This window comes from Halostagnicola larsenii XH-48 (assembly GCF_000517625.1).
Lineage (GTDB): Archaea > Halobacteriota > Halobacteria > Halobacteriales > Natrialbaceae > Halostagnicola > Halostagnicola larsenii.
In genome coordinates this window covers 393,937-419,733 of record NZ_CP007055.1, presented here as the reverse complement: position 1 = coordinate 419,733, position 25,797 = coordinate 393,937, and the positions used below count along the sequence as shown (strand labels likewise).

Genomic DNA, 25,797 nt, shown 5'->3' with positions numbered 1-25,797 from the left:
CCGCGAAAAGTATGGCCGACTCGAGCGCCGGCAGCCGTCGCGGGACCTCGCGGCCGAGGTCGACTAGGTCTAGTTCTCTTCGTCCTGTAGCTCGGCGAGTTCGGCCTCGACTTCTTCGTCGGGGACCTCCGACTCGAGGTCTTCGATCTCCTCCTCGTCGACCTCGGCTGCGAGGTCCTCGTCGGGTTCCGCGTCCGTCTCGGCGTCGTCGGTACCGACGTCGGATTTGAGCGTCTCGAGTTCCGCCTCGACGCCGCTGTCGGTCGAGAGCTCCTCGAGTTCGCGGTCGATGTTGTCCTTATCGGAGAGCACGTCGTCGAAGGCACCCGTTTCGTGGAGTTCGTCCATGGCGGCCGAACGGGCCTCCATATCTTCGGTCTGTTCTTCGGCGCGTTCGATCGCGCGTCCGACGTCCTCGAACTCCTCGCCGGTGGCCGTCATCGCCTCCGAGACCGTCGAGCTCGCTTCGGCGGCCTCGTAGCGCGCTTTCATCGTCTCCTTTTTGGTTCGGAACTCCTCGATCCGGTTCTGGAGTTCGTCCTTTTGCTCGATGAGGCGGTCTTGCTGGCTCTGGAGTTCCGAGACCTGCCGCTCTAGGTCCTCGATCTGGTTCATCTTCGTCTTTTTCTTCTCGAGAGCGCGTCGAGCGAGGTCTTCGCGATCCTGCTGGACCGCCGTTCGAGCCTGTTCGTTGTGTTTCTCGACGTTCTCCTCGAGCCGACGTTTCTGCATCTCGAGGCGCTTTTTCTGCGTCGTCAGATCCGCGATCCCCCGCTTGACGTCCTGGAGTTGGTCGCGCATTTGCTCGTAGGAATAATCGAGCGTTTCGGTCGGGTCCTCGGCTCGGTTGAGCACCGAGTTGATTTTCGACCGGATGACGTACGAGGTCCGAGAGAGGATGCCCATACTCCCTAGCTATCGCTCGTCACCCTTAAAAACATCACTTCGATAACAGACCGTGAACGTCGAAACCAACGCTCGGTCGCGAGCGGGTAGAATCGGGCCGAAACGCGCGGGTCGCGTCCCACCTCGCCGACGGGGCGCTCGTCCACGTCGCGGGCGCGGGCCACTGCGTGTTCCGCGACGACCCGACCGAGCGCTCGCGAAACTCCGGGCGTTCCTCGAAGAGCGGAGGCCAGTATTGATTGCCCGCCGGATCGATCGGCCCGTATGAGCGACGTTCTGGTACCCGGCGGTCGCGACGTTCGCGGAACGCTCGAGGAGCCCCGGACCGACGAAAGTGCAGGCGAGGGAAGTTCTGACGCCGTTGTCGTCGCCTGTCCGCCCCATCCCCAGCAGGGCGGCTCCCGGAGCGATCAACGGCTCGTCGCGGTGAGCGAGGCGCTTCTCGAGGCGGGAATCGCCTGTCTGCGCTTCGATTACGGCCGCTGGGACGAGGGGTACGGCGAGCGCGAAGACGTGCGAAACGCGATCCGCTGGGCGGGCGAACGCTACGACCGAGTCGGCGTCTTCGGCTACAGTTTCGGCGCGACGCTGGCGCTGCTCGCCCCGGCGGACGTGGATCCGAGTCCCGACGCCGTCGCCGTTCTCGCACCCACCGCACGACTCGCCGACGACCTCGACGCGCTTGAGGCGATGGGCAGCCTCGAGTCCCCGCTTTGCGTACTCTACGGCGAGCGCGACACCACCGTCGACTGGGAACCGATCGTCGAACTCGCGGGCGAGCGCGGCGATGAGACGACCGCGCTCGCGGGCGATCACTTCCTTCTCGGGAAACACGACGAAATCGCGAGCGAGGTCGGGAGATTTTTCGAGCGAACACTCCTCGGATCGAGCTAGTTGGTCGCCTTGACCGCGCCGGGGTCGTGTTTCGAAACGGCCGTTCTCTTCGGAGCCACAAGGAACCGATGGCTCGAACGCTCAGTCCGGTATCGGACGGTCACTATCGTGACGCTCTTTTCATGCATTTTATCCACCATTGTTATTACAGTCACTATTGAGTTACAATGCGGATGAAACGACCCACAAAATCGATAGTTATCACGGCAGTCACGACGATGCTCGTCCTGAGTCTGATCGGTACCGCGGCCGCAGTACCCGCCTCGAGTGCGGCCGCGGACGGAACGGAAGAGTCGGATATCAGCGACAGCGGCGAGATCAATATAACGGCCGTCGAGCAGTACGTCCACGAGGCGGTAAACGAGGAACGCACTGCAGACGGCGCAGACGAACTCGAGTTCGACACCGAACTCCGTGACATCGCACAGGACCACAGCGGAGATATGGCCGAGCGCGGCTACTTCTCCCACGTCGATCCGGAGGGAAACGCGTTCACTGACAGGTACGCGGATGCGGGATACGACTGCAGCGTGAACGGGTACACCGGCGGCGAGAACATCGCACAGACGTGGTACGATACGCCGGTCAATACGGGCGACGGGACCATCGTACACTACGAAGACGAGCGGGAACTCGGCTACGGTATCGCCGAACAATGGATGAATTCACAGGGTCACCGGGAGAACCTCCTCGCCGACCACTGGGAGAATCAGGGAATCGGCATCCACATCACCGACGACGATAAGGTGTTTGCCACGCAGAACTTCTGTTGATCGGACGTTCTCGAGCCTGTTTCGTCCTCCCGTTGCGGTACCACGCTCGAACAGTCGTCTCGAGCGGTGACGATCAATCCCGTCCGTGTCTCGTGAGACACTTCGAGAGTCCGATTAGTTCGACCGGCTCCGAATTATCCGGCGAGTAGACGACCATCTGGCCTTTCTCCATGTAGGGGACTTTCGACTCGAGGTTGCTCGGGATGTTCACGCTCTTGATGGCGTCCTCGTCGCCTAAGTTGAGGACGACGGTCGTGTTGATCTGTTTGAAGACCGCGTCGTCGATGTCCTGTGGGTCCTGCGTGATGAGAAAGAGGCCGAGCCGTTCCTTCCGGCCCTGCTTTGCCGCCTCGGTGAACTTGCGGATGACCTTCCCCGCCTGCACGCTGTCGGCGTCAGTGAGGAAGTTGTGGGCCTCGTCCATCCCCAGAATCAGCGGCGTCTCCTTGATCCGATCGTAGGTCGGATCGTTCGAGAGTTTCTGATCGATAACCAGACTCGAGAGCGCGAGGACGACGGCTTCGGTCGCCCTCGAGTCGTTGATGTGGTAGGTCGGGACGACCGAGAGCCCGCCGGGGCGGACGAACTCGTGGATCAGGTCGGTGATCGGCCGGGCGTCCTGATCGAAGACGTGGCCGAAGCCGAGGACGCGCCGGCGGACGGCGTCGAAGGTCGCCTCGTGGACCCGACCGGACTCGTCGAGTTCCTCCCGAAGCGCCGGATCGTCGAGGAACGTCGTGAACTCCCGGTACGTACCGTCGTGGCCGTACTGATCTCGAAAACGCGGGAGCAAGACGCTCGTGAGCGCGCCGTACTGGTTGTCGTTGAGGCCGCTGCCGGCGACCAGCCACGGATTCTCGTGGACCATCGAGAACGGAATCGTGAACTCGACCTGTTCGGCGCGGTGATGGCCAGCCGCGTACGAGGAGTCCCCGACTTTCGGCACGAACGCGGTGGTCTCCTCGACCCCGCCGTAGGCGATTCCTTCGCGCTCGAGTCCTCGCGCGAACTCGTCGTCCAGTTCGGGGTTGTCGTCGTGCATCTGGGCGTACTCGTCCTGCGGGTCGAACTGGATAACTGCGGGCTGGACCTCGCGACCGTCGTCCATCGGGTAGGTCCGATCCTCGGCGAGGTACTGCCGGAGGACGTTCTTCGCGGCGTGGGTTTTCCCCGATCCCGTCCCGCCGGCGACCAGCGAGTGCCGAAAGACGAGCGGGTCGCCCGCCTCGTAGTCGTCTTTCAGCGGGTAATCGATCGTCGGCGGCGAAGCGGCCGTCCGAACCTTCTCGCCGCCGACCGAGAGATGACCCAGAAAGACCCCGTCCTCGGGGATCTTCAGCCCCGTTTTGATCTCCTCGGTGTCGTCGGCCGTCCGAATTACCGTTTGGGGTTTGGGAACCCGATCAGTCATCCGGCGCTTGAGATCCCCATCGTCCTCGTATAACACCGCGACCGGCTCGAGCGAGGCGATGAACTTGAAATCGGCTTCGTCGATCCCGTCCTGACGCATCGCCCGCCGCGCGTGAATCTCCGTTGCGTCGTCGGCGTGGTACTGCTGGGCGTACTCGAGACCGGAGATCCGACAGAACAGCGTCTCTTCGCCCGCTGTCGTTCCCCGTGGCCCGCCGCCTCCAGCGTTCGAGCCCGGGACGGCCCCCGTCTCCTCCGGATAGGGCGCGAGCAGGTACGTTCCGATTCTGACATCCGAACGGTTCCCCCGCGTAATGTAGGCTCGGAGCGTCGTCTCGTCTTCGTCCTCGGCGATTCGAAGCCCCTGCGAAACGCAGACGGTCCCGATTCCGACGTCTTCGCCTTGCGGGTCGACCGCCGGAACCTCGAACTCGTCCTCGAGGGCGGCCCCGTCCTGTGTCCCGCCGTCACCCGTCGGATCGCTGGCCGAATCCGTCGTCCCGCCGGAATTGCCGCCGCCGTCGACGGTGTGGTCAGTGAAATCGCCCAGATCGCTCATATACACGATATCTTATTCATCCCTCAAAGAAATACCGAGACGATTGCCGAACTCGATTCTCGAGAACGGTCGAACAAAACGGGGGGCTGGAGTTACGTGGTCGAAAAAGCGAAACGAGCGGACGACAGTGGACCGACGGGTGGTATCGACCGGTCCGCGATCAGTGCATCGTCGGAATCGATTCTGTCGTCGTCTGTACCCACCCGTCTTCGTACTCGAGCACGCCGATGTCCGCAAGTGCGGGGAGATGCGAGTGATGAAGCGCGATGGTTGCTGTCTCCTTATCGGAGAGAGCGCCGCCCCCGAGGGCCGCCAGCTGGGACGCGAGGACGTCGATCGAACACGCTCGGCCGCGTTCTTGGAGTACTCGAAGGGCCGGCAGTCGAACCGGATGGACGATGGTTTCGAGCAGTTTCTCATCCGTGCTCGAACACGCCTCGAGGAGTGCCGCCACGTTCATCGGTGGAATCGGCGCGTTCGAACCGACCGACGCGGTCTCTCCGTCCCACTCGATAACGCCGTAGTCGGCCAGCTTCGGGAGGTGGGCATGGACGAGACTGGTTCGGATATCGGCTTCAGTCGGCTGGTCCGGCCCGGTGGACCCGCTCCGGATTCGAATCTCAGTTACCAGTTCAGCAAGCGGTACGCCGCGATCGAAGCCTCCCAGAATCTCGAGTATACGGAGGCGTCGCGGGTGCCGAAGAACAGCATAGCACTCCGGCGGGATTTCGGACAACGGGTTTCGTCTGCTGTCGCCGAAGTTGGCATCCGAGCTCATTACGACGACACACCCGCCCAATGGGTATAAGCCCGTTTCCAAAACGATTTGGGTGAGAAACATCAATCAAACATCAAGAAGAGGACAGAGTTCCAGGAGGGTTGCCACGGGTTACACCGGTCAACGGTGTCGGTTCGCAACTCCACGCCTTTTTGGATCTTCGGGCCGTATATCGGTTCATGTTGCTGGTACGCGGTCGCGCCGGCGGTACCGAACTGACGGGAACGCTCTACGAACGCGGCGAACAGGCGCCGTCGTTTCGGGGGGCCCCCGACGAAGCTGCCGCGTACGTCTGGGTCTGCGACGAATTCTACGAGGTCGACAGCGGCGGGACGACCCAGCTCATCAACGATCGAGAAGTCAACGTCGCCTTCGAATCGCCGATGCCTCGGGGATTCGACACTCGAGAGCAAGCCCTCGAGGCGGCTAAAGAACACGTCCGTACCCAGTTCGCCCGCATAGGCGTCGCCGAAAGCGAGGTCTCCCTCGAGGTCGAAAAGAGCGAACCGGAACCGGAGATATAGGTCGATCTACCGGCGGCCGCGAGTCGACAGAAACACGACGACGAGACCGGCGATCGCGGCGGCGATCACGGCGAACCCGCCGAAGCCGGGGGTTGAGTCGTCGGCGTCATCTGTCGACGCCCCACCGCCGTTTTGTCCGTCATCGCTCGCCTGCGTCGACTCGAGTTCGTCCGGGTCGGGTTCCGGGTGATCGAACGATCCGAGGGGCTCGTTCTCGCCGTCGATCGTTACCGAGACGTTCTGCCCGTGGACCTGTAGCGGATACGATCGCTCGAGGGCGACGTTCGTTTCCGTGAAGTCGATTTCGGCCTCGCCCGGCGGCGCGTCTTCGGCTACTTCGACGGTGACCGTCGCGAGTCGGTCGTTGCCGGTCGCTCCGCCCGCGACAGGGTCTCGCCACTGCTCGAGGATAGCGGTCCCGTTCTCGTGGGCGATTGTCTGCTCGCTTCGGATCTTCGTATCCTCGCCCTGCTCGAGCCACGGCCCGGTTTCGATGTCCGTGATCTCGAGGTACTCCGGATGGTACTGGGCGACGAAGTCGACGGATTCGACGCCCTCGCCGCCGTAGCCGCCGTCGGTTACCATGGCGACGTTGACGGTGAACTCCTCGCCGGGGGCAGCGTCGACGCTGTGGGGCGTCGGCGTCAGCACGGCGAGTTGATCGGCCCCGGCGACCGCGCCGACGGCGAATCCGGCCGCGGCGAGGACGATCACGAGCGCGAGCGCGACGCGTCGGAGGTGGTCGGTTCGAGTGCGGTCGTCTACCATTGTCTGTCGGTGTTTCCCATTTCCTGTGGGAGTCTTTGGAGGCGGACTGAGCGGCTGGAATTGGCAACTTCTCGAGTCCGTCGGGCAGTCAGTGGTTCGTTACACGTCCGTCGCCTTGTCGTCTTCGCTCTGTCCGATTTCGTCAGGTTCGCGACGATCTATTCGTCGTCCCCTCGTTCGCTGTCAACACGTCCGTCGCCGCCCGATCGATTTCGAGCGGCGAGGTACGCGCCGCCGGCACCGCCGACTATCGCCGCCGCAGGGCCGAATCCCGGGACGCTGTCTTCGTCCGAATCGTCGCCATCTTCGCGGTTCGTACCATCATCACCTTCGTCGGCCGCGTCCCCATCGTTTTCGCCGTCCGAGTCATCCTGATCCGAGCCGTCGCCGTCGGAGTCGTCACCGCCTCCATCGGTATCCCCGTCGGGGCCGTCGCCGAGCACCGCCGACGCACTCACGTCCGCTTTGAGTTTGAAGTGGTCGTATCCGTCCGAGGTCGGGACGTCGAAGCCGTAGTCCCAGTACTCCTGATCCGGCGTGTACCGTCCGAACAACCGCGCGACCGGCTCGTCGACACCCTCGAGGAGGTCGATCACGGCATCCGCGTCGAAGGTCACGTCGACGACATCGTCCGCCACGGTCGCCGAGTCGGCCTCGACGTCGTCGCCAGTCCGGATCACGAGGCGGAACGAGTCGAGCTCGATCTCCTCGGCTCCGTCCGGTACGTCCGCGGTGAGCGTGATCTCCTCGCCGTCGTCACCGTCGTCACCGTCGTCGACCGCCGCCGATCCGACCGCCTCGTCGACGCGGATCATCCGGTTCTCCCGCTCGGGGGCGACCGGCTCCGTTTTGGCCTCGAGTTGCTCGAGCACGTAGGGCCCTTGGAACTGGCCGGTCTCGAGGAGGAGGTCGGCTTCCGAGAGCGTCGACGAGTTGCCGATCGAGTAGTCGTTGTGTGCGAGCGCGTAGGTTTCGTCGAGTTCGATCGGTTCGCCGCCGACGAAGACGTTGTCGACCCAGACGTCGTCTTCGTGTCCGGACCACTCGTAGGAGACGCCCGAGACCTGAATCGCCGGCTGCGCGCCGAAGTCTTCGTCGGGATGCGGACGGATCGCCTCCTCGAGGTAGTCGACGACTTCCTGGCCGGTCACCTCGACGACCTGGATCGTGTTCGGGAACGGAAGGATGTTCATGACCGCCGTTCCCGGGATCTCGCCGGGCCCGTACGTCGAACCGCTCCGAATTCCACCGCCGTTCTGGGCGGCGATATCGACGTCGATATCGTCCGTTTCCCCGACCGTTCGCATCGCGTCGGTCATCAGGTTCCCCCAATTGGTCTCGATCGCGTAGTTGTCGGTCGTCGCGTTGAGTTCGACCTCGCTTTCGAAGGCCGTCTGGCCGAGTTCCGCCTCGAGCTGGGCGGTCCACTCGGTTGTCAGCTCCGCGAGCGTCCGATCTTCTGCGATATCGGCGACGCTGCGCGCGCTGAGTTGCTCGGATTCCTCGACCCCCGATGGGGGATCGGCACCTTCGGGGAGAAGCGTGGTTCGTTGCCACTCGAGTAAGTCCCCCTCGGCGTCGAGCGTGATCGAGCCGACGTGGTCGAACTCGTCGCCGAACTCGCTGATGATCGTCCCGTCCTCGACGGCGGGTTCCTCGAGGACGACCCCCGAATGCGACCCGACGATGGCGTCGAGACCGTCGACCTCGGCCGCGAGCATGTAGTGGACGCCCGTCGAAACGTGCGACGCGAGAACGACGATGTCACACCCCTCGTCGCGAAGCGCGTCGACCGCCTCCTGGGAGCCTTCGACGTACCCCAACACCTGCCACTCCTCGGGGTAGTCCGTCAGCGAGTGGAAGGTCTCCGAGACGAGTCCGAAGACGCCGACCGTGAGCCCGCCGGCTTCGACGGTCGTCCAACGCTCGGTTCCCGGTACGGGTTCGCCCTCGTCGTCGAGTAAGTTCGCGACGACCCACGGAAACTCGCTCTCTTCGAACCGGTCGGTCGCAACGTCCGCGCCGAAGTCGTACTCGTGGTTCCCGACGCCGACGGCGTCGATGTCCATGTAGTTCAGCGCCTCGATCACGTGCTCGCCCTGGTACTCGAGGCCGAGCAGCGACGGCGCGAGGTCGTCGCCGTTTCCCAGGAACAAGGCGTTGTCTCCCTCCTCGAGGGCCTCCTGAACGACGGTGTAGTAGCGGGCGATGTTCAGTTCGTCCGACTCGGCATCTCGAAACCGGCCGTGAAAGTGCGTATCGTGGACGATCGTTACCGTCTCGTCGCCCTCGTCGGCACCGACGGTCGTGCTCGCACCGCTCGAGACGAGACCGGCCATCGCCGCCCCCGCGGTCGCCCCGAGGAATCGACGGCGGCTCTGGCCGTCGGCGTCGCCGCGTCCGTCTCGAGAATTAGTTCGAGTTCGTGAATGTTCGCACATGATCGGATACTTCGGAAGTATTGTCTAATAAACCCCTAGTGTTCAAACAACCTACACAGGAATGAGCTATATTGGTGTATATATGCACACGTTCTCGTAGCAATAGCGTGTGTCCCAGGCCAACCGCTCCTTACAACGACCTCGAGTAGAACTGCACTCTACCCGCGACGGATTCAGACCAGATCCTCGCCCCAGCGGTGATCGTCGTAGGTTCGATCTCGCGTCGTATCGAAGCTGTCTTCTAAACTCTCGCGGAGCGACCGTTTCTCCGCGTTGCTGATCCGGGCCAGTTCGTCCGCCTTGTCGATTATCGTCGGCGGGCCGTGGGCGATTGCCACGTTTTGGAGCACGTGCATCGTCAGCCGTTCGCGAAGGTCCGGATCGCGGGTGAACGCGTAGGGTGCTTCGATCCGATAGAGCAGGTCGTCGCGCGGATCGTAGAGGACGAAAAACGTCACCTCGTAGTTCTCGAGCGCGCGCTTTCGCTCGACGCCGAGTGCGTCTCCGTCGACCGACAGCGGCCGATCGACGCCGCCTCGAGACCGGAACCAGTTAGTGTAGGTCAGCGACGACGTGTCTCGCTCCCAGCGCTCGTCGTCGACACCGTCGACGTACTCCCCGCGCTCTAAGATCCGCGTGAACATCGCGGAGTCGTCGGCCCAGGGAACGTCGATTCCCACGTCCCCCTCCGTTCGCTTCTTCTGTTTGAGCGTCCGTGTTATGACGCGCGTCGCGGGGTTCTTGACGAATCCGATCAGTGGAACGTCCCGCTCGAGGAAGCGCTCGACCAGCCGAACGTAGTTCTCGAGGACCGTCGTCGGGCGCGGATCCTCGAGGAGGAACTCCGCGAGATCGGGGTGCTGATCGGCCCATCGGAGTAACCCGCGGGGGTACAGCGGGCCGTCGAGAACGAGCAGGTCGGAGACGTCCTCGGCGTGTTCGCGGGCGTGTTCGCTCTCGGCGAGATACAGCGCGAGCGCGTGAACGACCCCCTCGGCGAACCGGGGCAGCGGCGGTACCTTCACGGCGCGCGATCGACTGTAGCCGCCGTCGAAGGTGTCCCAGCGATCGTCGACGGTCATCGTCTCGTCGTTCGAGTGGACCGTCGCGACCACGGTTCTCGAGCGGTGGACGTCGAGGTCGCTCGGGGTCGTGCTCATCGCGGCCTGTGCGATGTCGATAACGAGCCCGTTTTTGAACGTCGTCGGGTTGATCGTCCCGGCGTCGAGGCCGTGTTGGGTCGGAAACGACCGCTCGCAGAGCGCGACGTCCTCGCAGTCGACGAGCCGCTTTCGCCGCTCGCCGATCGGCTCTAAGATCGTTCGGCCGTTGTACGCGAGGGGGTCAAGAAACGACTCCCAGACGGTCTCGGCGAACTCCCGGTGGTCCCGCTCGTCGGCACCGTGGTCGATCCGCCGCGCGAGTCGCGCGATGCCGTCGAAGTGGACCGGATCGAGCGTCATGACCGACTCCACCGACCCCACCCGCAAAAATCCCGCGATCGGTTCGACCCTCAGTTACCCCCTCCATCGAACCAGTCCGCCGCGACAACTCCCGGCGCGCTCGAGCGGTTCACTCGAGACCGGGTAAATAATTATCAGAAAACGTATATGATTGGGCGTCGACCCTCCGAATACCCGATGTCCAAGCGAGGAATTCGGACCGCCGACTCGGAGACACCGCCGATCAACTGGCACCGAACGGAAAACGGTGTGACCATCCGCGACGAGGAAAACCCCGACGCCTGGGTACGCATGGAGTTCGAGGCGGGCGTCCCGCCCGAGCACCGACTCTTTATGATCTGCACCGACTGCGGTGCGGTGTTCGCCCAGCGAAGTAGGCCCGGCCACGGCACCGTCTGTGGCGACTGCGGCGCGAAGTACGAACACGAATAGCTCTATTTTTGATATGTAGTCTTGATTTAGGTAACTACAGCGGAAGAAGGCATCACGATAGCAATCGTCTTCCAATACAATATTCAGAGCGTGTTCTGGCGCAGTCTCAAACGCTCACTCGACTGATCGGTCCGTGACGCGGATCTCGACGCCGTCATCCCCCCAGAGTTCAACCGTGACACTATCGGTATCGAACGTCACGGTTGTGCGCGGCTGTGCGTCGTGGCGAAAGAGAGAATCGAGGGCCTCGGGATTGATGTCCTCGTAGAGGACGAAATCAGTCCGCAGGAGGTCTTCGCCCTTACATTCTTCAATGGCATCGAGTACCGCCTCGGTTACCGAGCGGTCTTGGTCGGGCGTATACGATTCCCGGACCGTCGTTGCTTGCTCGCGCTCTTCTTGTATCATCTGCTATTCGCTTCTCCGTGATACTTTGGAACCAAACTCGAAGAGAGACTCCTCGAGGTGTTCGAGTTGCGAATGACCGTGATATCGGACCGTTTTCGTCCGCGAGTCGTAGTCAACGATCCCAACGGCGTCCAGTTTGGGGAGTACGACGTGGTGGAGCCGTATCCCAATCTGTGTCTCGTCTGCGTGGTCACGTCGGGCGAGTACGGCAGCAATGTCATCAACTGAGGTGTGATCTTCGGTCGTGTTTCTGAAGTACGCGATAACGGAGCGAGAGTATCGGTTGGCAAGCGCAGACAGGAGGGCGTTTCCCCCTTGGTTCATAGTTAGTGAATCGGATTTCGGGAACACAGGTACATATAATTCTAAAGGGACTGTTCTAAGTGAGACTTCCTTTTGTCTATACAACCGCCTTTTATAGTTGCGAGCTCAGGCGTCCAACGCAGAGAGGGTGTTACCGAGGACTCTACGCGTCCCTCGTCGGAGCCGTGAGGCGATTGCTTGCTGTGAGATGCCGAGTTCGTCGCCGAGTTCGTCCATCGTCACCTCACGTGGCGAGTTGAAGTACCCGCATTCGTACGCGAGAACCAACGCTTCTTGTTGCTCTTCGGTGAGTGCCGACTCGGACGCTGTCTCGACCGGCGTCAGGGCGTGGAGCGCCGTGAGGGTGATCGGAATGTCATGTTCGCGACAGCGCCGCTGGAACCCGGCGATATCGCTTCGTTCGTCACCACGGATCTCAAACGTCCACTCCGTGTCCGTCCCGATCGCTTCGATCAGGGGGACTCCCGTCTCGGTCAGCGCGCTGAGCACCCCTGCGTAGTCCGCAGCCCACTCGGCGCGCAGGAGATACTCGTCCTCGACGGAATCGATTAGCTCGATATCCTGCACCCCAGGATGGTCGGAAAACGCCGCAACGACGTCGTCAGAATGACTTCCTCGAACCCAGAAGTAGGGGATCACCACGTCGGTACTCGGGACGATACGCTCCAGTCTGACCGTAACGCCCGGTAGTTGCTCGAAGACTGTCCCGAGGGGAAACTGGTCGGCCGGAATGGTGAACGTCGCCTCTGTTGCCATCACCTGGCACTTATCTTTCCAACAGGAAGATTTCTCGGGTTGCTAGAGCCTAGGTCGCAAACGGTTCGCCAATTGATGTGCATCCAAGGCCGATCCGTTCGACAGGTGTACTCACCGCGGCGACGATTGGCAAAGCCCCAACGGTCTATGGCTCGAGTCGTACTCGAGGAACCCTCTCTACTCGAGTAGATCCTCTGCAACCCGACAGCCACAGGGGTACGCGTTGTGACACTCTGGGACGAGTTGGACGACCGCGGTGATTGGGAGTCCACACTCGGGGCAGTCGGGACGGGCTAACGGCTCTTCGTGAGTGACCCAAACGCCCGTACTCGTCACGACGAGTGACACGCTGCGGACCTCGAGGCGGACTTCGACCGCGTCACCGCCCGTAGTTTGACCAGCGTGGTTTCGGTAACTCCTCGGAGTTACTTCACGCTCGAGCGACTAACCGCTCGACGTGAGCGACAGCTAGATACGGCGGGACCCGTTGGACTCGCACATGAACGCGGCACTGATCGTCCTCGACGGCTGGGGACTCGGTGATGATGACGGCGGACGAAACGCAGTCGAGGCGGCCCACACGCCGGTCTTCGATCGGCTCTCGAGAACAGGCGCGTCGGGCAGTCTCGAGGTCGCCGGCCGGCGCGTCGGCCTGCCGGACGGACAGATGGGAAACAGCGAGGTCGGCCACCTCAACATCGGCGCGGGCCGGGTCGTCTATCAGGAGTACACCCGGATCTCGGACGCCATCGAGGATGGCTCGTTCCGGAAGAACGACGCGATCAACGAGGCGTTCGACCACGCCCGCGAGAACGACGGGCGCGTCCACTTTCTCGGCCTCGTCAGCGACGGCGGGGTCCACTCCGATCAGGAACACCTCCACGCGCTGATCGAACTCGCCGCGGACCGCGACGTCGAGGCCGTCACCCACGCGATCACCGACGGTCGGGATACGTCCCCGACCGGCGGCAAAGGGTATCTGACAGCGCTCGAGGAGGCCATCGACACCCACGGAACGGGCGACGTGGCGACGGTTTCGGGCCGGTACTACGCGATGGATCGCGACCAGAACTGGGAGCGGACGAAACGCGCCTACGACGCCATCGTCTCCCGCGAGGCGGAATACGAAGCCGACTCGGCGGTCGACGCCGTCGAATCGGCCTACGACCGCGGGAAAACCGACGAGTTCGTCGAGCCGACGCTCGTTTCGGGTGCGCCGGCGCTCGAGGACGGCGATTCGGTGGTCTGGTTCAACTTCCGATCCGACCGCGCGCGCCAGCTCACGCGGATGCTCGCCGATATTCGACCCGTGTGGGAGTTCGAGACGAGCCCCCCCGAAATCGAACTGGTGACGATGACCGAGTACGACGAGACGTTCGACCACCCCATCGCGTTCCCGCCGAACCAGCCCGAACAGGTATTGGGCGAGGTGCTCGCCGATGCGGGAATGAGTCAGCTTCGCATGGCCGAATCCGAGAAGTACGCCCACGTCACCTACTTCCTGAACGGGGGTCGCGAGGTCGAATTCGACGGCGAACGCCGGGAGATCGTCAAGAGCCCGGACGTCCCGACCTACGACCAGCAACCGGAGATGAGCGCCCCCGAGCTGACCGACACCGCGATCGAGACGATTCGACGCGAGGATCCGGACGTGCTCGTTCTCAACTACGCCAATCCGGACATGGTTGGCCACACCGGCGACTACCGCGCCGCCGTCGAAGCGGTCGAGGCCGTCGATACCGAACTCGGACGGCTCGTCGAAACCCTCGAGGACCACGGCGCGCACGTCCTGATTACCGCCGATCACGGCAACGCCGATGATATGGGGACCGAGGAACGACCGCACACCGCACACACGTACAACCTCGTGCCGTTCGTGTACGTTGCCTCCGACGGCACCAACGACGACCGACAGGTTCGCGATGGAGGGACCCTCGCGGACATCTCCCCGACGATGATCGAGTTGATCGGCCTCGACCAGCCCCCGGAGATGACCGGCGAGAGCTTGCTCGAATAGTTCGCCTCGAGGGATCGGGCCGCTCTCAGCGGCCCCGCCGATCCGTCCTCAGCGCTGGCCGACCGCGTCGATCGCCGCACAGCCGAGTTCGATCACGTCCGCCTCGAGGTCGCTCGCCCTGAGTTCGTCGGGAGTGTACCACGCCCACGCGTCAGCGCCGGCTTCGCCCGGTTCCGGTTCGATCTCCCGACTCGAGACGGAGCCGAAGTAGACGTGATCGATGTGCTGGTGGCCGACGACGCCGTCGTGGACGTTGACGTCGTAGAGCATCTGCCGACGGGGCTGCGGGAGGCTCCGGCCGGCACCGCCCTCGAGTGGCTCTTGCATCCGACGGATCGACGGCTCGAGACCGGTTTCCTCGCGACACTCCCGGATCGCCGCCTCGTGTGGCAGTTCGTCGCGGTCGACGTGCCCGCCGGGAGGAATCCGTTTCCCGAGCCGTTCGTGCGTGTGAAGCGCCGTCGCCCCGTCGTTAACCACGTAGAGCGTCACGGTAAAGTGACGAGTCGTTTCCATGCTCGAGTTGCGGGAACCGAACGATGAAAGGCGCTCCGATCGAATTCATGATTGGCCATGTTGATATATGATGACAAACATCACGAGTGACTGATCACACGTAATATTATAGTAACGGAGGCGAAATCGACCTGCATGAGCAATCAGGAATCACAGAACTCACTCATGGTGGATGAAGACGAAGATTTCATCCGCAAAGCGATGTACATCATGTTCGCCTGGATTATCATCGTCGTGGCCGCAGGCGCGCTACTTATACTGCTTCGAGATCCGCTCACCGGCCTCTTTGCGATGGGGCTGTTGTAACTCGCGGGATCCAACCGGAGACGCGTTTCTCGATTCGTCCAAACGCCAGCTTACAGCACAGGACGACGAATCTGCTCGAGCGAATTCGGCTTCCTTGGACCTTCCGGCCGAGTATCCGTCGATCGACGTATACCTTTACAACAGACCCTCACAACTGTATTCGCGTATGAGCAACGAGCAATCCGACCACCGTTTCGCAACGAACAGCGTCCACGCGGGTCAGGAGCCGGATCCGACCACGGGAGCCAGAGCACCGCCGATCTATCAAACGACATCCTACGTTTTCGAGGACACCGAACACGCCGCGAACCTGTTCGGACTCGAGGAGTTCGGCAACATCTACTCGCGGATCATGAATCCGACGAACGCGATGTTAGAAGAACGCATCGCGGCGCTCGAGGGGGGTACCGGCGCGCTCGCGACGGCATCCGGGATGGCCGCCTTCGACCTCGCAACGTTCATCCTCGCCGAGGTCGGCGACAACATCGTCTCCGCGTCGGCGCTGTACGGCGGGACCTACACGTACCTCACGCACACCGTCGCAAAGCGCGGCATCGAGACGAAGTTCGTCGACACGCTCGATTACGACGCCTACGAGGAGGCCATCGACGACGACACCGCGTTCGTTCACTTAGAGACGATCGGGAATCCGGCGCTCGTCACGCCCGACATCGAACGGGTCGCAGAGATCGCACACGAAAACGACGTGCCGCTGTTCGTCGACAACACCTTCGCCACGCCCCACCTCTGTCGACCGCTCGAGCACGGCGCGGACCTGGTCTGGAACTCGACGACGAAGTGGCTCACCGGCTCCGGGTCGACGGTCGGCGGGATCCTCGTCGACGGCGGCAGTTTCCCCTGGGACGAGGGCGACTACCCCGAACTCACGGAGCCGAACCCGGCCTACCACGGGATCAACTTCCACGAGACGTTTGGCGACCAAGCGTTCGCGATCGCTGCGCGCACTCGTGGATTGCGCGATCTGGGCAACCAGCAGTCGCCGTTCGACGCATGGGTCACGCTCCAGAAACTCGAGTCGCTTCCCCTGCGAATGGAAAAACACTCCGAGAACGCCCAGCTCGTCGCGGAGTACTTAGCGGACCACGACAAGATTTCCTGGGTCAACTATCCTGGTCTCGAGAGCCACGAGACCCACGAAAACGCCGAGAAATACCTCGAGGGCGGCTACGGCGGCATGATAACGTTCGGACTCGAGGGCGGCTACGACGCGGCCGAGACCGTCTGTAACGAAGTGGATCTGACGAGCCTGCTGGCGAACGTCGGCGACGCGAAGACGCTGATCATCCACCCGGCGAGTACGACCCACCAGCAACTCACCGAGGAGGAGAAACTGTCCGGCGGCGTCACCGACGACCTCGTCCGGCTCTCGGTCGGGATCGAAGACGTCGAGGACGTGATCGCGGACCTCGAGCAGGCGATCGAACAAGCCTAACGGTCCGAAGTCGCGTTTGAACCGCCCAAGTGTCCCGAACCGGGCAGATCACACCGGCCGCGGAAAGCCACCGTGATTAAGGTCCCGGAGAACCAGCCCTCCGGTATGGCCACAGGGCTACTCACGTCCGACACGTCGAACCAGATCGTCACGACTGCCCGGACAGCCATCGGCGATAGCTTGCGTTCGGTCACCTACTTCACGAGAGACGACTACGAGCAACTCTACCTCCGCGACGACCTCGAGCGCGACGCGGACCTCTCGACGTTCATCGGTCACGAATGGCGCGGCTTCACGACCGCCCAGACCGCCTACGAGGGATCCGAACTCGGCGATTACAACTACACGATCCGCGTCTTCGACAACGGCTTTCTCATCAGGGTGACCAACGACCGCGAAGGCGTGCTGGTCACCACCGACGGACTGACACTCAAGGACTTCGAAGAGGTCGCGACCGCGCTGAATACGTACCTCGAAGAACGGGCACTCGACTAAACTTCCTCGGCGTTGCGTTCCGCGTTCGAAACGGCCGTATCGCTCCCCTGCATCTCGTTTTTGGTCCGCGAACCGATGGGTAATCCGGAGCCAGCGCCGCCGTCGATGCCGAGCAGCCGTGCGAACCGACGGCGTTCCGCCTCGGATCTATCAAGACTCATGACACCGACAGATAACAACATCGGTTGTAGTTATGGAGCGCGTTCGCCTCGAGAAACGCGTCTTTTCCGGTCAGAAACGGTCCGAAACGACGCTAAACAGTTCGGATCGTGTGACTGTGAAGCCAACCGGCCGGCACCGACCGACGCGCCAGCGTAACACCCTTTTTCGACCCGGCCCTTGTCCGGGTAATGACCGACCAGCCCGCCGCCGTCGAGCGCGAACTCGAGTCCCACGACGCGTTCGCGCCGCGAGGGGATAACACAGGCTACGACCTCGAAACGACCGTCTTCGAGACGACCGTCACGGCCGAGGAGGGTGAGGGAAACCGAGACGGCGAGTTCCACATTACGATCGCGCTGCCGACGCTTTCGGCTGCCGCCGCCGATACCGGCCCTACCGTCGAGCAAGTCGTCGAGGACGGCTGGTTCGAAACCCTCGAGCGGCGACTCGAGGATACTTTCTCGCTCGCTCACACGAGCACCCACGAGGAACCCGTTCTCGAGCGCGACCCCGACGAAGTCCGCGTGATCCTCGAGTACGTCGCCTGGGACGCCGCGGAGGGAGTCGAGGACGCCAAAACGCTGCTCGAGTACGTCGAAGGAACCTACGCCCAGGGAATCGTCCCCGGCTACGAGTACGAGGGCGAGGCTGCAACGTTGCTCGAGAACGCCCAGAGCCAGGGCCAACAGGCGACAGAGGGGAACGGAAACAGTGGCGGCATGCCGATGTAACGGAGCGGTATTTTGCGGTCCAAACGCCGTGGCCGAGAGTGCGACTCGAGTACTACAAGAGTCGCACGACCCGGGGGAGGGCAGGCAGTTCCACCCGCTTCGAGCCGCGAGGCCGCGGCGCGGCCGAGCGGGCCGACGACCGACCCACCGGCGAGGGAGGAGTGCTTTTCATCAAAGTTTTACCGAGCGACGGCACGCTGGCGGCGATGCCGCACAGCGTGCCAGAGCGCAGAGTAAAAGTTTGTTCTTTAGTCCATCCCGATGTACGTCTTCGTGTCGGCCACACCCTCGAGCCCCTGCACGTCCGAGGAGGCCGTCTGTAACACGTCGTAGACGTCGGGAACGTCGACTTCGGCGATGATGTCGTAGGTGCCGGCGACGATGTGGGCCTCCGCGACCTGCTCGAGCGCTCTGATGTCCTCGAGCAGGCGCTCGGATTTCCCGGCGGCCGTCTTCACCATGATGAAGGCGTGGACCATTGCTCGAGGTGTGGTACACTCTGGCACGACTAAAACCTTTCCCGAAATCGAGCGTGGCGCTACAGCGAAACGTACGTGATCAGATCGTCAATAACAGTATACAGGAAGTCCTCGGAAACGCGAGCGACTGCCCGGTCGATGTCGCGATCCCGTAACGAAACGACAGCCTAGGGTGAGACGAACGATTCTCGCTCGAGCGTCCCAGCTTCGAATGCGCCCTCGAGGGATCGGGCATCGGCGTATTCGGCGGCCGTAATCCCGAGCGCGATATACTGGCGACCAGCAAATGGATGGGTTTCGTCGCTAATGATTAGATACGGGCGACGTGGTGTATTTCCGTAGGGATCCGCAGCGACGATGATAACGCCCCGATCGTACATCACTTCTCCTCGGGAGAGTCGTTCGCCTGCTCGTTTAGATCCTCGAGATCGCTATCCCAGTCCGAGTTGTCGTCGTAGTAGTCGCCTTCGAACTGTTCGGCAACCGTCTGGAGGCCAACGACGCTCGCCGTGTGTGTGTCGTACGCTGTGGGGTTGATGGCCCAGTACTCCCCTTTGTGGCGGACGAGTCCTCGACTCTCGAGCCGGCTCAAGGTCGTTCCGACGCTGCCGCGGGGGATGTCCAGCTCCGTCGCGAGCTCACCGGCTCGATAGCCGGTTTCGGGGCGTGCGGCGAGGAACTCGAGGATCGCTCGCCCGTTCGTATTCTCGTCGGGAAGATCCGTCGGGCGGTACTGCTCGAAGTCGACTGGCATACGTAACGGTACGTAATTGAATGTAATATGCTTATTGTTGCTCTGGTAGGCTACTCCCATCGCTATCGCCATCTACCAGGATACTAGTTATGTTTCATACTTTTTCGTATCTCAACAACGCGATTCGAGCAGGCGTGCACCGCTACTCACCGCTGAAACGGGCGAACTATCTCGAGGTCTCGACTACCAAGTGATTCGCTAACGCAGGGCAAACTTATTCACGGGGGCGGGCGTATCCCACTCCATGCGGTTCGTACTAATCGGGGCTGGACGGGTCGGCTTGCGCACCGCCCGCGTCTTGCACGAAGAAGGCCACGATGTGACGCTGATCGAACGAGACGAGGCCACGGCCAAGCGAGCGCGCAATCAGGGATTTACGGTCGTCGACGGCGACGGCTCGCAGGAAACGCTGCTCGAGCAAGCGAGAGTCGAGGACGCCGACGCGGTCGGCGCGCTGACGGGCGATCTGAACACGAACTTCTCGGCGTGTCTGATCGCCGACCACTACGGCTGTCGGACCGTCCTGCGGATCGACGAGGAGTACCGCGAGGAGATCTACCGAAAGTACGCCGACGTCGTCGACGAGGTGATCTACCCCGAACGCCTCGGCGCGATGGGCGCGAAAAACGCCCTGCTGGGCGGCACGATCCGAGCCATCGCCGACATCGCCCAGCACCTGCAGGTCGTCGAACTGACGATCACCGACGAGGCCCCGATCAACGGCTACACGATCAGCGAACTGCAACTCCCCGCGGATGCGACCGTCCTCGCGTTCGGGAAGATCGACGGCGACCTCGAGATCCCGACGGCCGACGAATCGCTCGAGTCGGGCGATCGACTGGTCGTGCTCGCGGACTTTGCGGTGCTGAGCGACGTTCGACAGATCGTCGTCGGCGAGACGGCGGGCCGGACCGGCGCGGAGATCGAAGCGGAAACGACGGTCGAAGACACCGAAGCCAACACTGGAGGTACGAACTGATGGTTACAGCATATATCATGGTCAAAGCGAACACGGGCGAGGCGGATCGGCTACGGGACAGCATCGAAGGACTCGAGGGCGTCGACTCGGCCCACATCGTCGCCGGCGACGTGGATATCATCGCCAAAGCCAGGGTCGAGACGCCCGCGGCGGTAAAGGAAATCGCGGCGACGCAGATACAGGGAATCAACGGCGTCGAGGACACGCAGACCTACATTGCGATGGATTAGCAAACAACCGTTTCGCTTCGGAGTGTGGTTTCGACGCCAGCGGACGTTTGCCTCCAATACGGATCTCTAAAAAGGACGAGAAGCGCACTTTTTGGTTCCATCGAGCAGTTTCACTCTTCGTGACATTTCTCGGAGGGAGATATTATTACCAAAGAAAGATAACAACGGAACGAAATGAAGCGGTAGGTGACCCCGTTTGCAACTGTCCGATAATACCTCCACAGAATCTGTTCCGTTGTGTTTTGGCTACGCAGAATTCCCCCGGTCTCGGGGGTGTTCAGATGCTCGAGGCAGACAGCTACGTGACTCGAGCCCCGGCCAAAACACGCCCGAGAGCAGCGATTCGCTGGTAGGCGATAGGAAAGGGTGCTAAGACACATGAACCACCCGAGCCGCTTTTCGGTCACAGTGTCCGTCCTCAGTGGGATCGTTCACGTCGCCGCGCTGCTCGCGCTGTTCGAGGTTCTCGAGTACACGACGATCGACACGCCCATCTGGGTCGGCGTCTTCTCCCTGTTCGCGTTCGTCCAAGTTGCAGTCCCGGTACTGGTGAGTGCACACACTCGATTGCTCGCGCCCGCAGGTGGAGTGGTCGCGCTGTTTGCAGGTGTCGGTATCGCCGAACTGTCGACCGCAGGCGCGCAGAATCTATTCGACATGTACGTTATGTCGACGATCACTGGCGTCACGGTCGGCCTCGTTTTGTTCGCCGGCGTCGTCGAGTTCGTACTCCGTCGGGGGTACGCTCTCGGAACCGGAGGGCTTCGAAACCTGCCGCGTATTCCCGAATCCCGTCGCGTCGTGATTGCGACAGCGGCGGGACTTGTTGGCGTGCCAGCGAGCGTACTCGGATTCTTCTTCGGCGGGCCGGGAACGGCACTGATCGTGTTGTTCTTCGCGACTGCAGCCGCCGCAATCCCGCTGCGTGCGGTGTGTCAGGGAGGATTCGTCACGCCGCTCGGTCCGTTCGTGCTCATCGTCCCGTACGTTCTCTACGGACACGCCTTCTACATGGCCGAGATCAGCGGAATGGGACTCCTGCTGCTCGGTCCAGCCGCACTCCTGTCGGTACTGGCCTGGAAGCTCGAGAGATGGGTCCGCTCGAGGAACAACGGATGGGACGGGACGGGGTTTGCCGATCGAAACGGCACTCGCTAACGCAGCGTGTCTCGAAGCCAACGAACTGATTTCGCCAGCTATTCTCAGTCGATTAACGCGTCGGATCTGAGTCTTCCCGTTCGAGCGCCTGCTCGAGAACGCGTTTAACCCGCTCGAGAACGACCTCCGGCGGCTGGGTTGCATCGACGCGAACGAATCGGTCCGAGTCCTGCTCGATGAGCCGCTCGTAGTTTTCCCGGACCGACTCGAGATACTCGGCGCGCTCGAACTTGTTCGTCGATCCCGAGCGGGCGGCGGCGGTTTCGGCGTCGAGATCCAGGTAGATCGTTAGGTCGGGATCGATCGAGAACGCCTCGTGGATGTCCACGATGTACTCGAGCGGGCGGTCGATCTCGCCCTCGAGGGTCGCCCCCTGATAGGCGTACCGGGAGTCGGAGTAGCGATCCGAGATCACGAGGTCGCCGCGCTCGAGGGCCGGTTCGATCACTCGAGAGAGGTGATCCGCGTGGTCTGCGGTGTAGAGAAACAGTTCGGCCAGCGAGTCCGCGTCGTCGTCCTCGATCGAGCGGTAGACGGCGTCGCCGTACCACGACCCCGTCGGCCCCGAGGTCGGTTCGCGGGTGAACGTCGCGTCGGGGTAGACCTCGTGGAGGGCCTCCCAGACGGTCGTTTTCCCGCTGCCGTCCAGTCCCTCGAGCGTGACGAGCATGCCCGGAGTTCGCGGCGGTGAGTACTACAATCTGTCGAATTACCGTTCGCGGGTACGGACCCGCCGAGTTCGCGACCAGCGACGCGTTGTCGGTATCGGACGCACGCGTAGGCAACCGATTTTTATTCACTCGAGCCCACATATCGCGTATGAACGTCCTCGTCGCCGGCGGAACCGGCTTTATCGGATCGATCCTGTGTGCGGAACTGGCAGGTCGCGGCCACGAAGTGACGGCGCTGTCGAGAACGCCGGACGGCGAATCGCTCCCCGCCGATGTCGATATCGCGATCGGCGACGTGGGTGCGTACGATTCCATCGCGGAGACCGTCGCCACCCACGACGCGGTCGTCAACCTCGTCTCCCTCTCGCCGCTCTTTCAGCCGCGCGGCGACAAAAGCCACGAGAGCGTCCACCTCGAGGGCACGCGCAACCTCGTTCGCGCGGCGGAGGAAGGAGATACCGAGCGGTTCGTCCAGATGAGTGCGCTCAGTGCCCATCCCCACGCCGAAACGGCGTTCCTGCGGGCAAAGGGTCGCGCCGAGGAAGTCGTCCGCGAGTCGTCCCTCGAGTGGACGATCGTCCGCCCCTCGGTCGTCTTCGGCGACGGGGCGGAGTTCGTCGAATTCACGAAGACCCTGACGACGCCGTACGTGACCGCCCTTCCGGACGGCGGGAGAACGCGATTCCAACCGGTCTGGGTCGGCGACCTCGCTCCGATGCTGGCCGACACCCTCGAGGACGAGCGCCATGTCGGAGAAACCTACGAGATCGGCGGCCCGGAGGTGCTGAGCCTCGCGGACGTGACCGAACTCGCCTACGAGGCCGAGGGCAAGTCGGTGACGGTCCTGCCGATCCCGGCAGCGCTGGCGAAGGTCGGCCTCTCGGCGGTCGGTCCCGTTCCGTTCGTCCCGTTCGGTCCCGATCAGGCTCGATCACTCGAGATCGACAACACCGTCTCGGAAAACGACGTCTCGGCGTTCGGCGTCGAAGACGGGGACCTGACGACGCTTTCGGCGCACCTCGGCCTCGAGGGGGTCGAGTCGACCCGGCGCGTGCCGAACGCGTGACTCAACTCGCAGATTGCGACCGGGTCATGCTATTTGTTAACATTGTATGCTGCCCAAAGATTAATATAAATAGTCGGCAGATACGGCGGAATAATTGTTTTATCTTTGCAATAATTTCGTTGAACCCTGGCTCCGTCCGTCGGTTTTCGCTATTTTCTCGATATCCTGAAAGTCACACCAACACAAGCTTTATATCCCTGATTGCTCTGGTTTCAATTCACGGAGCCCCCTAATCAACTATGAAGCTTGCGATGATCGGATTCGGACAGGCCGGTGGCAAGATCGTCGATCGATTCCTCGATTACGACGATCGAACCAACAGCGGAATCGTCCGCGCGGCGATCGCTGTTAACTCCGCGAAAGCGGATCTTATCGGATTGGACCGGATACCAGAGGAGAATCGAGTACTCATCGGCCAGGCCCGAGTAAAGGGTCACGGCGTGGGTGCGGACAACGAGCTCGGCGCGGAAATCGCCGAGGAAGACATCGACGAGGTCCAGAACGCGATCGATGCGATTCCGACCCACGAGGTCGACGCGTTTCTGGTCGTCTCGGGCATGGGCGGCGGCACCGGTTCCGGTGGCGCGCCGGTCCTGGCGAAACACCTCAAGCGAATCTACACCATTCCGGTCTACGGACTCGGCGTCCTGCCGGGGACGGACGAAGGGGGCATCTACACCCTCAACGCCGCACGGTCGTTCCAGACGTTCGTCCGCGAAGTCGACAACCTGCTGGTCTTCGACAACGACTCGTGGCGACAGACCGGCGAATCGGTCGAAGGCGGGTACGAGCAGATCAACGAAGAGATCGTCAGGCGATTCGGCATCCTCTTCGGGGCCGGCGAGGTCGGCGACGGTCAAGAAGTCGCAGAGAGCGTCGTCGACTCCTCGGAGATTATCAACACGCTCTCCGGCGGCGGCGTTTCGACCGTCGGCTACGCCTCAGAGGAGGTCGAGCTCAACACGAGCGGCGGCCTGCTCTCGCGGTTTACCGGCGGCGACGGCGGTGGCGGCGACGGCCTCGACGCGGCCAACACCACCAATCGAATCACGAGCCTCGTTCGAAAAGCGGCGCTCGGTCGACTCACCCTGCCGTGTGAGATCGAAGGGACCGAGCGCGCGCTGCTCGTCCTCTCCGGTCCCTCGAAGTACCTGAATCGGAAGGGTATCGAACGCGGTCGGAAGTGGCTCGAGGAGGAAACCGGCAGTATGGAGGTTCGTGGCGGTGACTTCCCGCGAGGCGAGCCGGAAGTCTCAGCGGCGATCTTGCTCTCGGGCGTGACGAACGTTCCGCGGATCAAGCGCCTCCAGCAGGTCGCGATCGAAGCACAGGACAACATGGACGACATTCAAGAAGAAAGCGACGAAAACCTCGAGGAGCTCGTCGAAGACGACGAGGACGAACTCGAGCCGCTGTTCTAGGCGAGGTGCCGAGAACGGCGCACCGGCGCGGAACCGCTGCGCCGGTCGTCTCGAGCGGCCACCGCCCGGGGGACGGTGGCCGTTCGGTGTCGAACGCTCCGTCGACGTGATCGTGGGTGGTCACGCCGGCCGGTGAGAGCCGAAGCTGCGTTCCGGTGGGTTCGACGTATTTTTGAGCGCGTACTGCCAAGAATCGAGAGATGCACGTCGTCGTTCCGTACGCTCCGGACGCGCCAAAAACCCGTCTCAAGCCGGTGCTGTCCGAAACGGAACGCTCGACGCTCGCTCGAGTCATGCTCGAGGACGTACTCGAGGCCGTTCGGGAGACGGGCCGAGAGCCGACGGTGCTCTCGACGGAACCGCTCGAAATCGACGCGCCGGTCACCGTCGATCGGCGACCGCTGACGGAGGCGGTCAACGCCGTCGTGCGGTCTCGAACGCGATCGACGGAAGTGAAATCCAGCGGGTCTGCAGCCGTCGCCGTCGTCATGGCCGATTTAGCACTGACGACGCCCGAGGCGCTCGAGCGGCTCTTTGCTCCCAACGCAGATGTCGTCATCGCGCCGGGTCGCGGCGTCGGGACGAACGCGCTCGTCGTTCGCCATCCCGAGTTCCGGGTCGACTACCACGGCGGTTCCTTTCTCGACCACCGCCGGATCGCAGACGATATCGGCGCAACCCTCGAGACGGTCGATTCGTTCCGGCTGGGGGCCGACATCGACGAGCCGGCGGATCTGGTCGAGGTGCTCGCTCACGGAACGGGACGAACCGCCGACTGCCTGCGGGAGTTCGGCTTCGAGCTCGATTCGACAGAGGGACGACTCGAGGTCGTCCGCTCTGTCGAACCCTGAGTCGTGAGACCCTGCCGATCGCGGTCTCGAATCGACGATATCTCCCCCGAAATCGGGTCGAAGTGAAGCGCT

Annotated in this window: 31 protein-coding genes; 15 read left to right on the top strand and 16 right to left on the bottom strand. The window is 62.5% G+C overall.

What is annotated here, in order from left to right; genetic code table 11:
• Positions 1-69: 69 nt before the first annotated feature.
• The gene (locus HALLA_RS02075) at positions 70-906 is read right to left on the bottom strand and encodes a PspA/IM30 family protein (protein WP_049951832.1); all 837 of its coding nucleotides are present in this window, start codon (positions 904-906) and stop codon (positions 70-72) included.
• Between the two features lie 264 nt (positions 907-1,170).
• On the opposite strand from HALLA_RS02075, the gene HALLA_RS02070 reads away from it, so the two are divergent.
• Both HALLA_RS02070 and HALLA_RS02065 read left to right on the top strand, forming a co-directional pair.
• Positions 1,171-1,800: an alpha/beta hydrolase gene (locus HALLA_RS02070; RefSeq protein ID WP_049951831.1), complete on the top strand. Its 630-nt coding sequence runs from the start codon at positions 1,171-1,173 to the stop codon at positions 1,798-1,800.
• Between the two features lie 173 nt (positions 1,801-1,973).
• Positions 1,974-2,573: a CAP domain-containing protein gene (locus HALLA_RS02065; RefSeq protein WP_242406184.1), complete on the top strand. Its 600-nt coding sequence runs from the start codon at positions 1,974-1,976 to the stop codon at positions 2,571-2,573.
• A gap of 73 nt (positions 2,574-2,646) precedes the next feature.
• Here the strand turns inward: HALLA_RS02065 and HALLA_RS02060 are convergent, their stop codons facing one another.
• Together HALLA_RS02060 and HALLA_RS02055 are read right to left on the bottom strand one after the other, a co-directional pair.
• On the bottom strand, positions 2,647-4,542 hold the full coding sequence (locus tag HALLA_RS02060; RefSeq protein ID WP_049951828.1) for an ATP-binding protein: 1,896 nt from the start codon (positions 4,540-4,542) through the stop codon (positions 2,647-2,649).
• Positions 4,543-4,702: 160 nt separating this feature from the next.
• A complete protein-coding gene (locus tag HALLA_RS02055) occupies positions 4,703-5,320 on the bottom strand; it encodes a DUF7344 domain-containing protein (protein ID WP_049951826.1) in 618 nt (205 codons plus the stop codon).
• 179 nt (positions 5,321-5,499) lie between these two features.
• On the opposite strand from HALLA_RS02055, the gene HALLA_RS02050 reads away from it, so the two are divergent.
• The gene (locus HALLA_RS02050; protein WP_049951825.1) at positions 5,500-5,844 is read left to right on the top strand and encodes a DUF7113 family protein; all 345 of its coding nucleotides are present in this window, start codon (positions 5,500-5,502) and stop codon (positions 5,842-5,844) included.
• A 6-nt stretch (positions 5,845-5,850) separates the two neighbouring features.
• Here HALLA_RS02050 and HALLA_RS02045 read toward each other — a convergent pair whose 3' ends face one another.
• From HALLA_RS02045 to HALLA_RS02035, 3 genes are all read right to left on the bottom strand, one after another.
• The gene (locus tag HALLA_RS02045) at positions 5,851-6,612 is read right to left on the bottom strand and encodes a cohesin domain-containing protein (RefSeq protein WP_049951824.1); all 762 of its coding nucleotides are present in this window, start codon (positions 6,610-6,612) and stop codon (positions 5,851-5,853) included.
• A gap of 158 nt (positions 6,613-6,770) precedes the next feature.
• Positions 6,771-9,053, bottom strand: a complete 2,283-nt coding sequence (locus tag HALLA_RS02040) for a bifunctional metallophosphatase/5'-nucleotidase (RefSeq protein WP_049951823.1) — start codon at positions 9,051-9,053, stop codon at positions 6,771-6,773.
• 173 nt (positions 9,054-9,226) lie between these two features.
• Positions 9,227-10,516 (bottom strand): DNA double-strand break repair nuclease NurA, encoded by a 1,290-nt coding sequence (locus tag HALLA_RS02035; RefSeq protein ID WP_049951822.1) that lies wholly within the window; start codon positions 10,514-10,516, stop codon positions 9,227-9,229.
• A gap of 177 nt (positions 10,517-10,693) precedes the next feature.
• Here HALLA_RS02035 and HALLA_RS02030 point away from each other — a divergent pair, with 177 nt between their 5' ends.
• Entirely contained in the window at positions 10,694-10,948 is a 255-nt protein-coding gene (locus HALLA_RS02030) for a hypothetical protein (protein WP_174887884.1), read from the top strand.
• Between the two features lie 114 nt (positions 10,949-11,062).
• Here the strand turns inward: HALLA_RS02030 and HALLA_RS02025 are convergent, their stop codons facing one another.
• From HALLA_RS02025 to HALLA_RS20400, 4 genes are all read right to left on the bottom strand, one after another.
• Entirely contained in the window at positions 11,063-11,356 is a 294-nt protein-coding gene (locus tag HALLA_RS02025) for a HalOD1 output domain-containing protein (protein ID WP_049951820.1), read from the bottom strand.
• A 3-nt stretch (positions 11,357-11,359) separates the two neighbouring features.
• The gene (locus HALLA_RS21820; RefSeq protein WP_049951819.1) at positions 11,360-11,680 is read right to left on the bottom strand and encodes a DUF7344 domain-containing protein; all 321 of its coding nucleotides are present in this window, start codon (positions 11,678-11,680) and stop codon (positions 11,360-11,362) included.
• 105 nt (positions 11,681-11,785) lie between these two features.
• Positions 11,786-12,436: a helix-turn-helix domain-containing protein gene (locus HALLA_RS02015; RefSeq protein WP_049951818.1), complete on the bottom strand. Its 651-nt coding sequence runs from the start codon at positions 12,434-12,436 to the stop codon at positions 11,786-11,788.
• Between the two features lie 177 nt (positions 12,437-12,613).
• Positions 12,614-12,784, bottom strand: coding sequence for a hypothetical protein (locus HALLA_RS20400; protein WP_157231311.1), 171 nt, complete (start codon positions 12,782-12,784; stop codon positions 12,614-12,616).
• 151 nt (positions 12,785-12,935) lie between these two features.
• On the opposite strand from HALLA_RS20400, the gene gpmI reads away from it, so the two are divergent.
• On the top strand, positions 12,936-14,453 hold the full coding sequence (gpmI, locus tag HALLA_RS02010; RefSeq protein WP_049951817.1) for a 2,3-bisphosphoglycerate-independent phosphoglycerate mutase: 1,518 nt from the start codon (positions 12,936-12,938) through the stop codon (positions 14,451-14,453).
• Positions 14,454-14,501: 48 nt separating this feature from the next.
• Here the strand turns inward: gpmI and HALLA_RS02005 are convergent, their stop codons facing one another.
• Entirely contained in the window at positions 14,502-14,969 is a 468-nt protein-coding gene (locus HALLA_RS02005) for an NUDIX hydrolase (protein WP_049951816.1), read from the bottom strand.
• Between the two features lie 135 nt (positions 14,970-15,104).
• Between HALLA_RS02005 and HALLA_RS20395 the strand changes: the two genes are divergently transcribed.
• The 3 genes from HALLA_RS20395 to HALLA_RS01995 all read left to right on the top strand — a co-directional run bounded on the left by HALLA_RS20395 (position 15,105) and on the right by HALLA_RS01995 (position 17,223).
• Positions 15,105-15,275, top strand: coding sequence for a hypothetical protein (locus tag HALLA_RS20395; protein WP_157231310.1), 171 nt, complete (start codon positions 15,105-15,107; stop codon positions 15,273-15,275).
• 166 nt (positions 15,276-15,441) lie between these two features.
• A complete protein-coding gene (locus tag HALLA_RS02000; RefSeq protein WP_049953972.1) occupies positions 15,442-16,728 on the top strand; it encodes an O-acetylhomoserine aminocarboxypropyltransferase/cysteine synthase family protein in 1,287 nt (428 codons plus the stop codon).
• A gap of 105 nt (positions 16,729-16,833) precedes the next feature.
• On the top strand, positions 16,834-17,223 hold the full coding sequence (locus HALLA_RS01995; RefSeq protein WP_049951815.1) for a DUF7522 family protein: 390 nt from the start codon (positions 16,834-16,836) through the stop codon (positions 17,221-17,223).
• Here HALLA_RS01995 and HALLA_RS20905 read toward each other — a convergent pair.
• Positions 17,220-17,384, bottom strand: a complete 165-nt coding sequence (locus tag HALLA_RS20905) for a hypothetical protein (RefSeq protein ID WP_169732103.1) — start codon at positions 17,382-17,384, stop codon at positions 17,220-17,222. The genes HALLA_RS01995 and HALLA_RS20905 overlap by 4 nt on opposite strands.
• 189 nt (positions 17,385-17,573) lie before the next feature.
• On the opposite strand from HALLA_RS20905, the gene HALLA_RS01990 reads away from it, so the two are divergent.
• On the top strand, positions 17,574-18,116 hold the full coding sequence (locus HALLA_RS01990) for a DUF5813 family protein (protein WP_049951814.1): 543 nt from the start codon (positions 17,574-17,576) through the stop codon (positions 18,114-18,116).
• Between the two features lie 248 nt (positions 18,117-18,364).
• Here HALLA_RS01990 and HALLA_RS01985 read toward each other — a convergent pair whose 3' ends face one another.
• From HALLA_RS01985 to HALLA_RS01975, 3 genes are all read right to left on the bottom strand, one after another.
• On the bottom strand, positions 18,365-18,595 hold the full coding sequence (locus HALLA_RS01985) for an Lrp/AsnC family transcriptional regulator (RefSeq protein WP_049951813.1): 231 nt from the start codon (positions 18,593-18,595) through the stop codon (positions 18,365-18,367).
• A gap of 167 nt (positions 18,596-18,762) precedes the next feature.
• On the bottom strand, positions 18,763-18,975 hold the full coding sequence (locus HALLA_RS01980) for a hypothetical protein (RefSeq protein WP_242406183.1): 213 nt from the start codon (positions 18,973-18,975) through the stop codon (positions 18,763-18,765).
• Positions 18,975-19,349: a MarR family transcriptional regulator gene (locus HALLA_RS01975; RefSeq protein ID WP_049951812.1), complete on the bottom strand. Its 375-nt coding sequence runs from the start codon at positions 19,347-19,349 to the stop codon at positions 18,975-18,977. The genes HALLA_RS01980 and HALLA_RS01975 overlap by 1 nt, the downstream gene beginning before the upstream one ends.
• A 244-nt stretch (positions 19,350-19,593) precedes the next feature.
• On the opposite strand from HALLA_RS01975, the gene HALLA_RS01970 reads away from it, so the two are divergent.
• The 3 genes from HALLA_RS01970 (at position 19,594) to HALLA_RS01960 (ending at position 21,716) form a co-directional block, all read left to right on the top strand.
• Positions 19,594-20,328: a potassium channel family protein gene (locus tag HALLA_RS01970; protein WP_049951811.1), complete on the top strand. Its 735-nt coding sequence runs from the start codon at positions 19,594-19,596 to the stop codon at positions 20,326-20,328.
• The gene (locus HALLA_RS01965; RefSeq protein WP_049951810.1) at positions 20,328-20,558 is read left to right on the top strand and encodes an Lrp/AsnC family transcriptional regulator; all 231 of its coding nucleotides are present in this window, start codon (positions 20,328-20,330) and stop codon (positions 20,556-20,558) included. Before HALLA_RS01970 ends, HALLA_RS01965 begins: the two co-directional genes overlap by 1 nt.
• Positions 20,559-20,936: 378 nt before the next feature.
• Complete coding sequence (locus HALLA_RS01960; RefSeq protein ID WP_049951809.1) at positions 20,937-21,716, top strand: hypothetical protein; 780 nt, start codon at positions 20,937-20,939, stop codon at positions 21,714-21,716.
• 52 nt (positions 21,717-21,768) lie between these two features.
• Here the strand turns inward: HALLA_RS01960 and tmk are convergent, their stop codons facing one another.
• Complete coding sequence (tmk, locus tag HALLA_RS01955) at positions 21,769-22,386, bottom strand: dTMP kinase (protein ID WP_049951808.1); 618 nt, start codon at positions 22,384-22,386, stop codon at positions 21,769-21,771.
• A 149-nt stretch (positions 22,387-22,535) separates the two neighbouring features.
• On the opposite strand from tmk, the gene HALLA_RS01950 reads away from it, so the two are divergent.
• The 3 genes from HALLA_RS01950 to cofC all read left to right on the top strand — a co-directional run bounded on the left by HALLA_RS01950 (position 22,536) and on the right by cofC (position 25,725).
• A complete protein-coding gene (locus HALLA_RS01950; protein ID WP_049951807.1) occupies positions 22,536-23,453 on the top strand; it encodes a complex I NDUFA9 subunit family protein in 918 nt (305 codons plus the stop codon).
• A gap of 239 nt (positions 23,454-23,692) precedes the next feature.
• Positions 23,693-24,874 carry a tubulin/FtsZ family protein gene (locus tag HALLA_RS01945; protein ID WP_049951806.1) on the top strand — a complete coding sequence of 394 codons (1,182 nt, stop codon included), beginning with the start codon at positions 23,693-23,695 and terminating at the stop codon, positions 24,872-24,874.
• A gap of 200 nt (positions 24,875-25,074) precedes the next feature.
• Positions 25,075-25,725, top strand: coding sequence for a 2-phospho-L-lactate guanylyltransferase (gene cofC, locus HALLA_RS01940; RefSeq protein WP_049951805.1), 651 nt, complete (start codon positions 25,075-25,077; stop codon positions 25,723-25,725).
• The last annotated feature ends 72 nt before the right edge of the window (positions 25,726-25,797 follow it).

Coding starts and splice junctions, on each gene's coding strand:
- cofC (WP_049951805.1), top strand. CDS start 25,075: ATGCACGTCGTCGTTCCGTACGCTCCGGACGCGCCAAAAACCCGTCTC.
- HALLA_RS02040 (WP_049951823.1), bottom strand. CDS start 9,053: ATGTGCGAACATTCACGAACTCGAACTAATTCTCGAGACGGACGCGGC.
- HALLA_RS02055 (WP_049951826.1), bottom strand. CDS start 5,320: ATGAGCTCGGATGCCAACTTCGGCGACAGCAGACGAAACCCGTTGTCC.
- HALLA_RS01980 (WP_242406183.1), bottom strand. CDS start 18,975: ATGTACGATCGGGGCGTTATCATCGTCGCTGCGGATCCCTACGGAAAT.
- HALLA_RS02000 (WP_049953972.1), top strand. CDS start 15,442: ATGAGCAACGAGCAATCCGACCACCGTTTCGCAACGAACAGCGTCCAC.
- HALLA_RS02060 (WP_049951828.1), bottom strand. CDS start 4,542: ATGAGCGATCTGGGCGATTTCACTGACCACACCGTCGACGGCGGCGGC.
- HALLA_RS20905 (WP_169732103.1), bottom strand. CDS start 17,384: ATGAGTCTTGATAGATCCGAGGCGGAACGCCGTCGGTTCGCACGGCTG.
- HALLA_RS01995 (WP_049951815.1), top strand. CDS start 16,834: ATGGCCACAGGGCTACTCACGTCCGACACGTCGAACCAGATCGTCACG.
- HALLA_RS01990 (WP_049951814.1), top strand. CDS start 17,574: ATGACCGACCAGCCCGCCGCCGTCGAGCGCGAACTCGAGTCCCACGAC.
- HALLA_RS02050 (WP_049951825.1), top strand. CDS start 5,500: ATGTTGCTGGTACGCGGTCGCGCCGGCGGTACCGAACTGACGGGAACG.
- HALLA_RS01965 (WP_049951810.1), top strand. CDS start 20,328: ATGGTTACAGCATATATCATGGTCAAAGCGAACACGGGCGAGGCGGAT.
- HALLA_RS02015 (WP_049951818.1), bottom strand. CDS start 12,436: ATGGCAACAGAGGCGACGTTCACCATTCCGGCCGACCAGTTTCCCCTC.
- HALLA_RS01970 (WP_049951811.1), top strand. CDS start 19,594: ATGCGGTTCGTACTAATCGGGGCTGGACGGGTCGGCTTGCGCACCGCC.
- HALLA_RS02005 (WP_049951816.1), bottom strand. CDS start 14,969: ATGGAAACGACTCGTCACTTTACCGTGACGCTCTACGTGGTTAACGAC.
- HALLA_RS02035 (WP_049951822.1), bottom strand. CDS start 10,516: ATGACGCTCGATCCGGTCCACTTCGACGGCATCGCGCGACTCGCGCGG.
- HALLA_RS01985 (WP_049951813.1), bottom strand. CDS start 18,595: ATGGTCCACGCCTTCATCATGGTGAAGACGGCCGCCGGGAAATCCGAG.
- HALLA_RS02065 (WP_242406184.1), top strand. CDS start 1,974: ATGAAACGACCCACAAAATCGATAGTTATCACGGCAGTCACGACGATG.
- HALLA_RS20395 (WP_157231310.1), top strand. CDS start 15,105: ATGAGCAATCAGGAATCACAGAACTCACTCATGGTGGATGAAGACGAA.
- HALLA_RS01945 (WP_049951806.1), top strand. CDS start 23,693: ATGAAGCTTGCGATGATCGGATTCGGACAGGCCGGTGGCAAGATCGTC.
- HALLA_RS01950 (WP_049951807.1), top strand. CDS start 22,536: ATGAACGTCCTCGTCGCCGGCGGAACCGGCTTTATCGGATCGATCCTG.
- HALLA_RS21820 (WP_049951819.1), bottom strand. CDS start 11,680: ATGAACCAAGGGGGAAACGCCCTCCTGTCTGCGCTTGCCAACCGATAC.
- HALLA_RS02070 (WP_049951831.1), top strand. CDS start 1,171: ATGAGCGACGTTCTGGTACCCGGCGGTCGCGACGTTCGCGGAACGCTC.
- gpmI (WP_049951817.1), top strand. CDS start 12,936: ATGAACGCGGCACTGATCGTCCTCGACGGCTGGGGACTCGGTGATGAT.
- tmk (WP_049951808.1), bottom strand. CDS start 22,386: ATGCTCGTCACGCTCGAGGGACTGGACGGCAGCGGGAAAACGACCGTC.
- HALLA_RS02045 (WP_049951824.1), bottom strand. CDS start 6,612: ATGGTAGACGACCGCACTCGAACCGACCACCTCCGACGCGTCGCGCTC.
- HALLA_RS01960 (WP_049951809.1), top strand. CDS start 20,937: ATGAACCACCCGAGCCGCTTTTCGGTCACAGTGTCCGTCCTCAGTGGG.
- HALLA_RS02025 (WP_049951820.1), bottom strand. CDS start 11,356: ATGATACAAGAAGAGCGCGAGCAAGCAACGACGGTCCGGGAATCGTAT.
- HALLA_RS02030 (WP_174887884.1), top strand. CDS start 10,694: ATGTCCAAGCGAGGAATTCGGACCGCCGACTCGGAGACACCGCCGATC.
- HALLA_RS01975 (WP_049951812.1), bottom strand. CDS start 19,349: ATGCCAGTCGACTTCGAGCAGTACCGCCCGACGGATCTTCCCGACGAG.
- HALLA_RS02075 (WP_049951832.1), bottom strand. CDS start 906: ATGGGCATCCTCTCTCGGACCTCGTACGTCATCCGGTCGAAAATCAAC.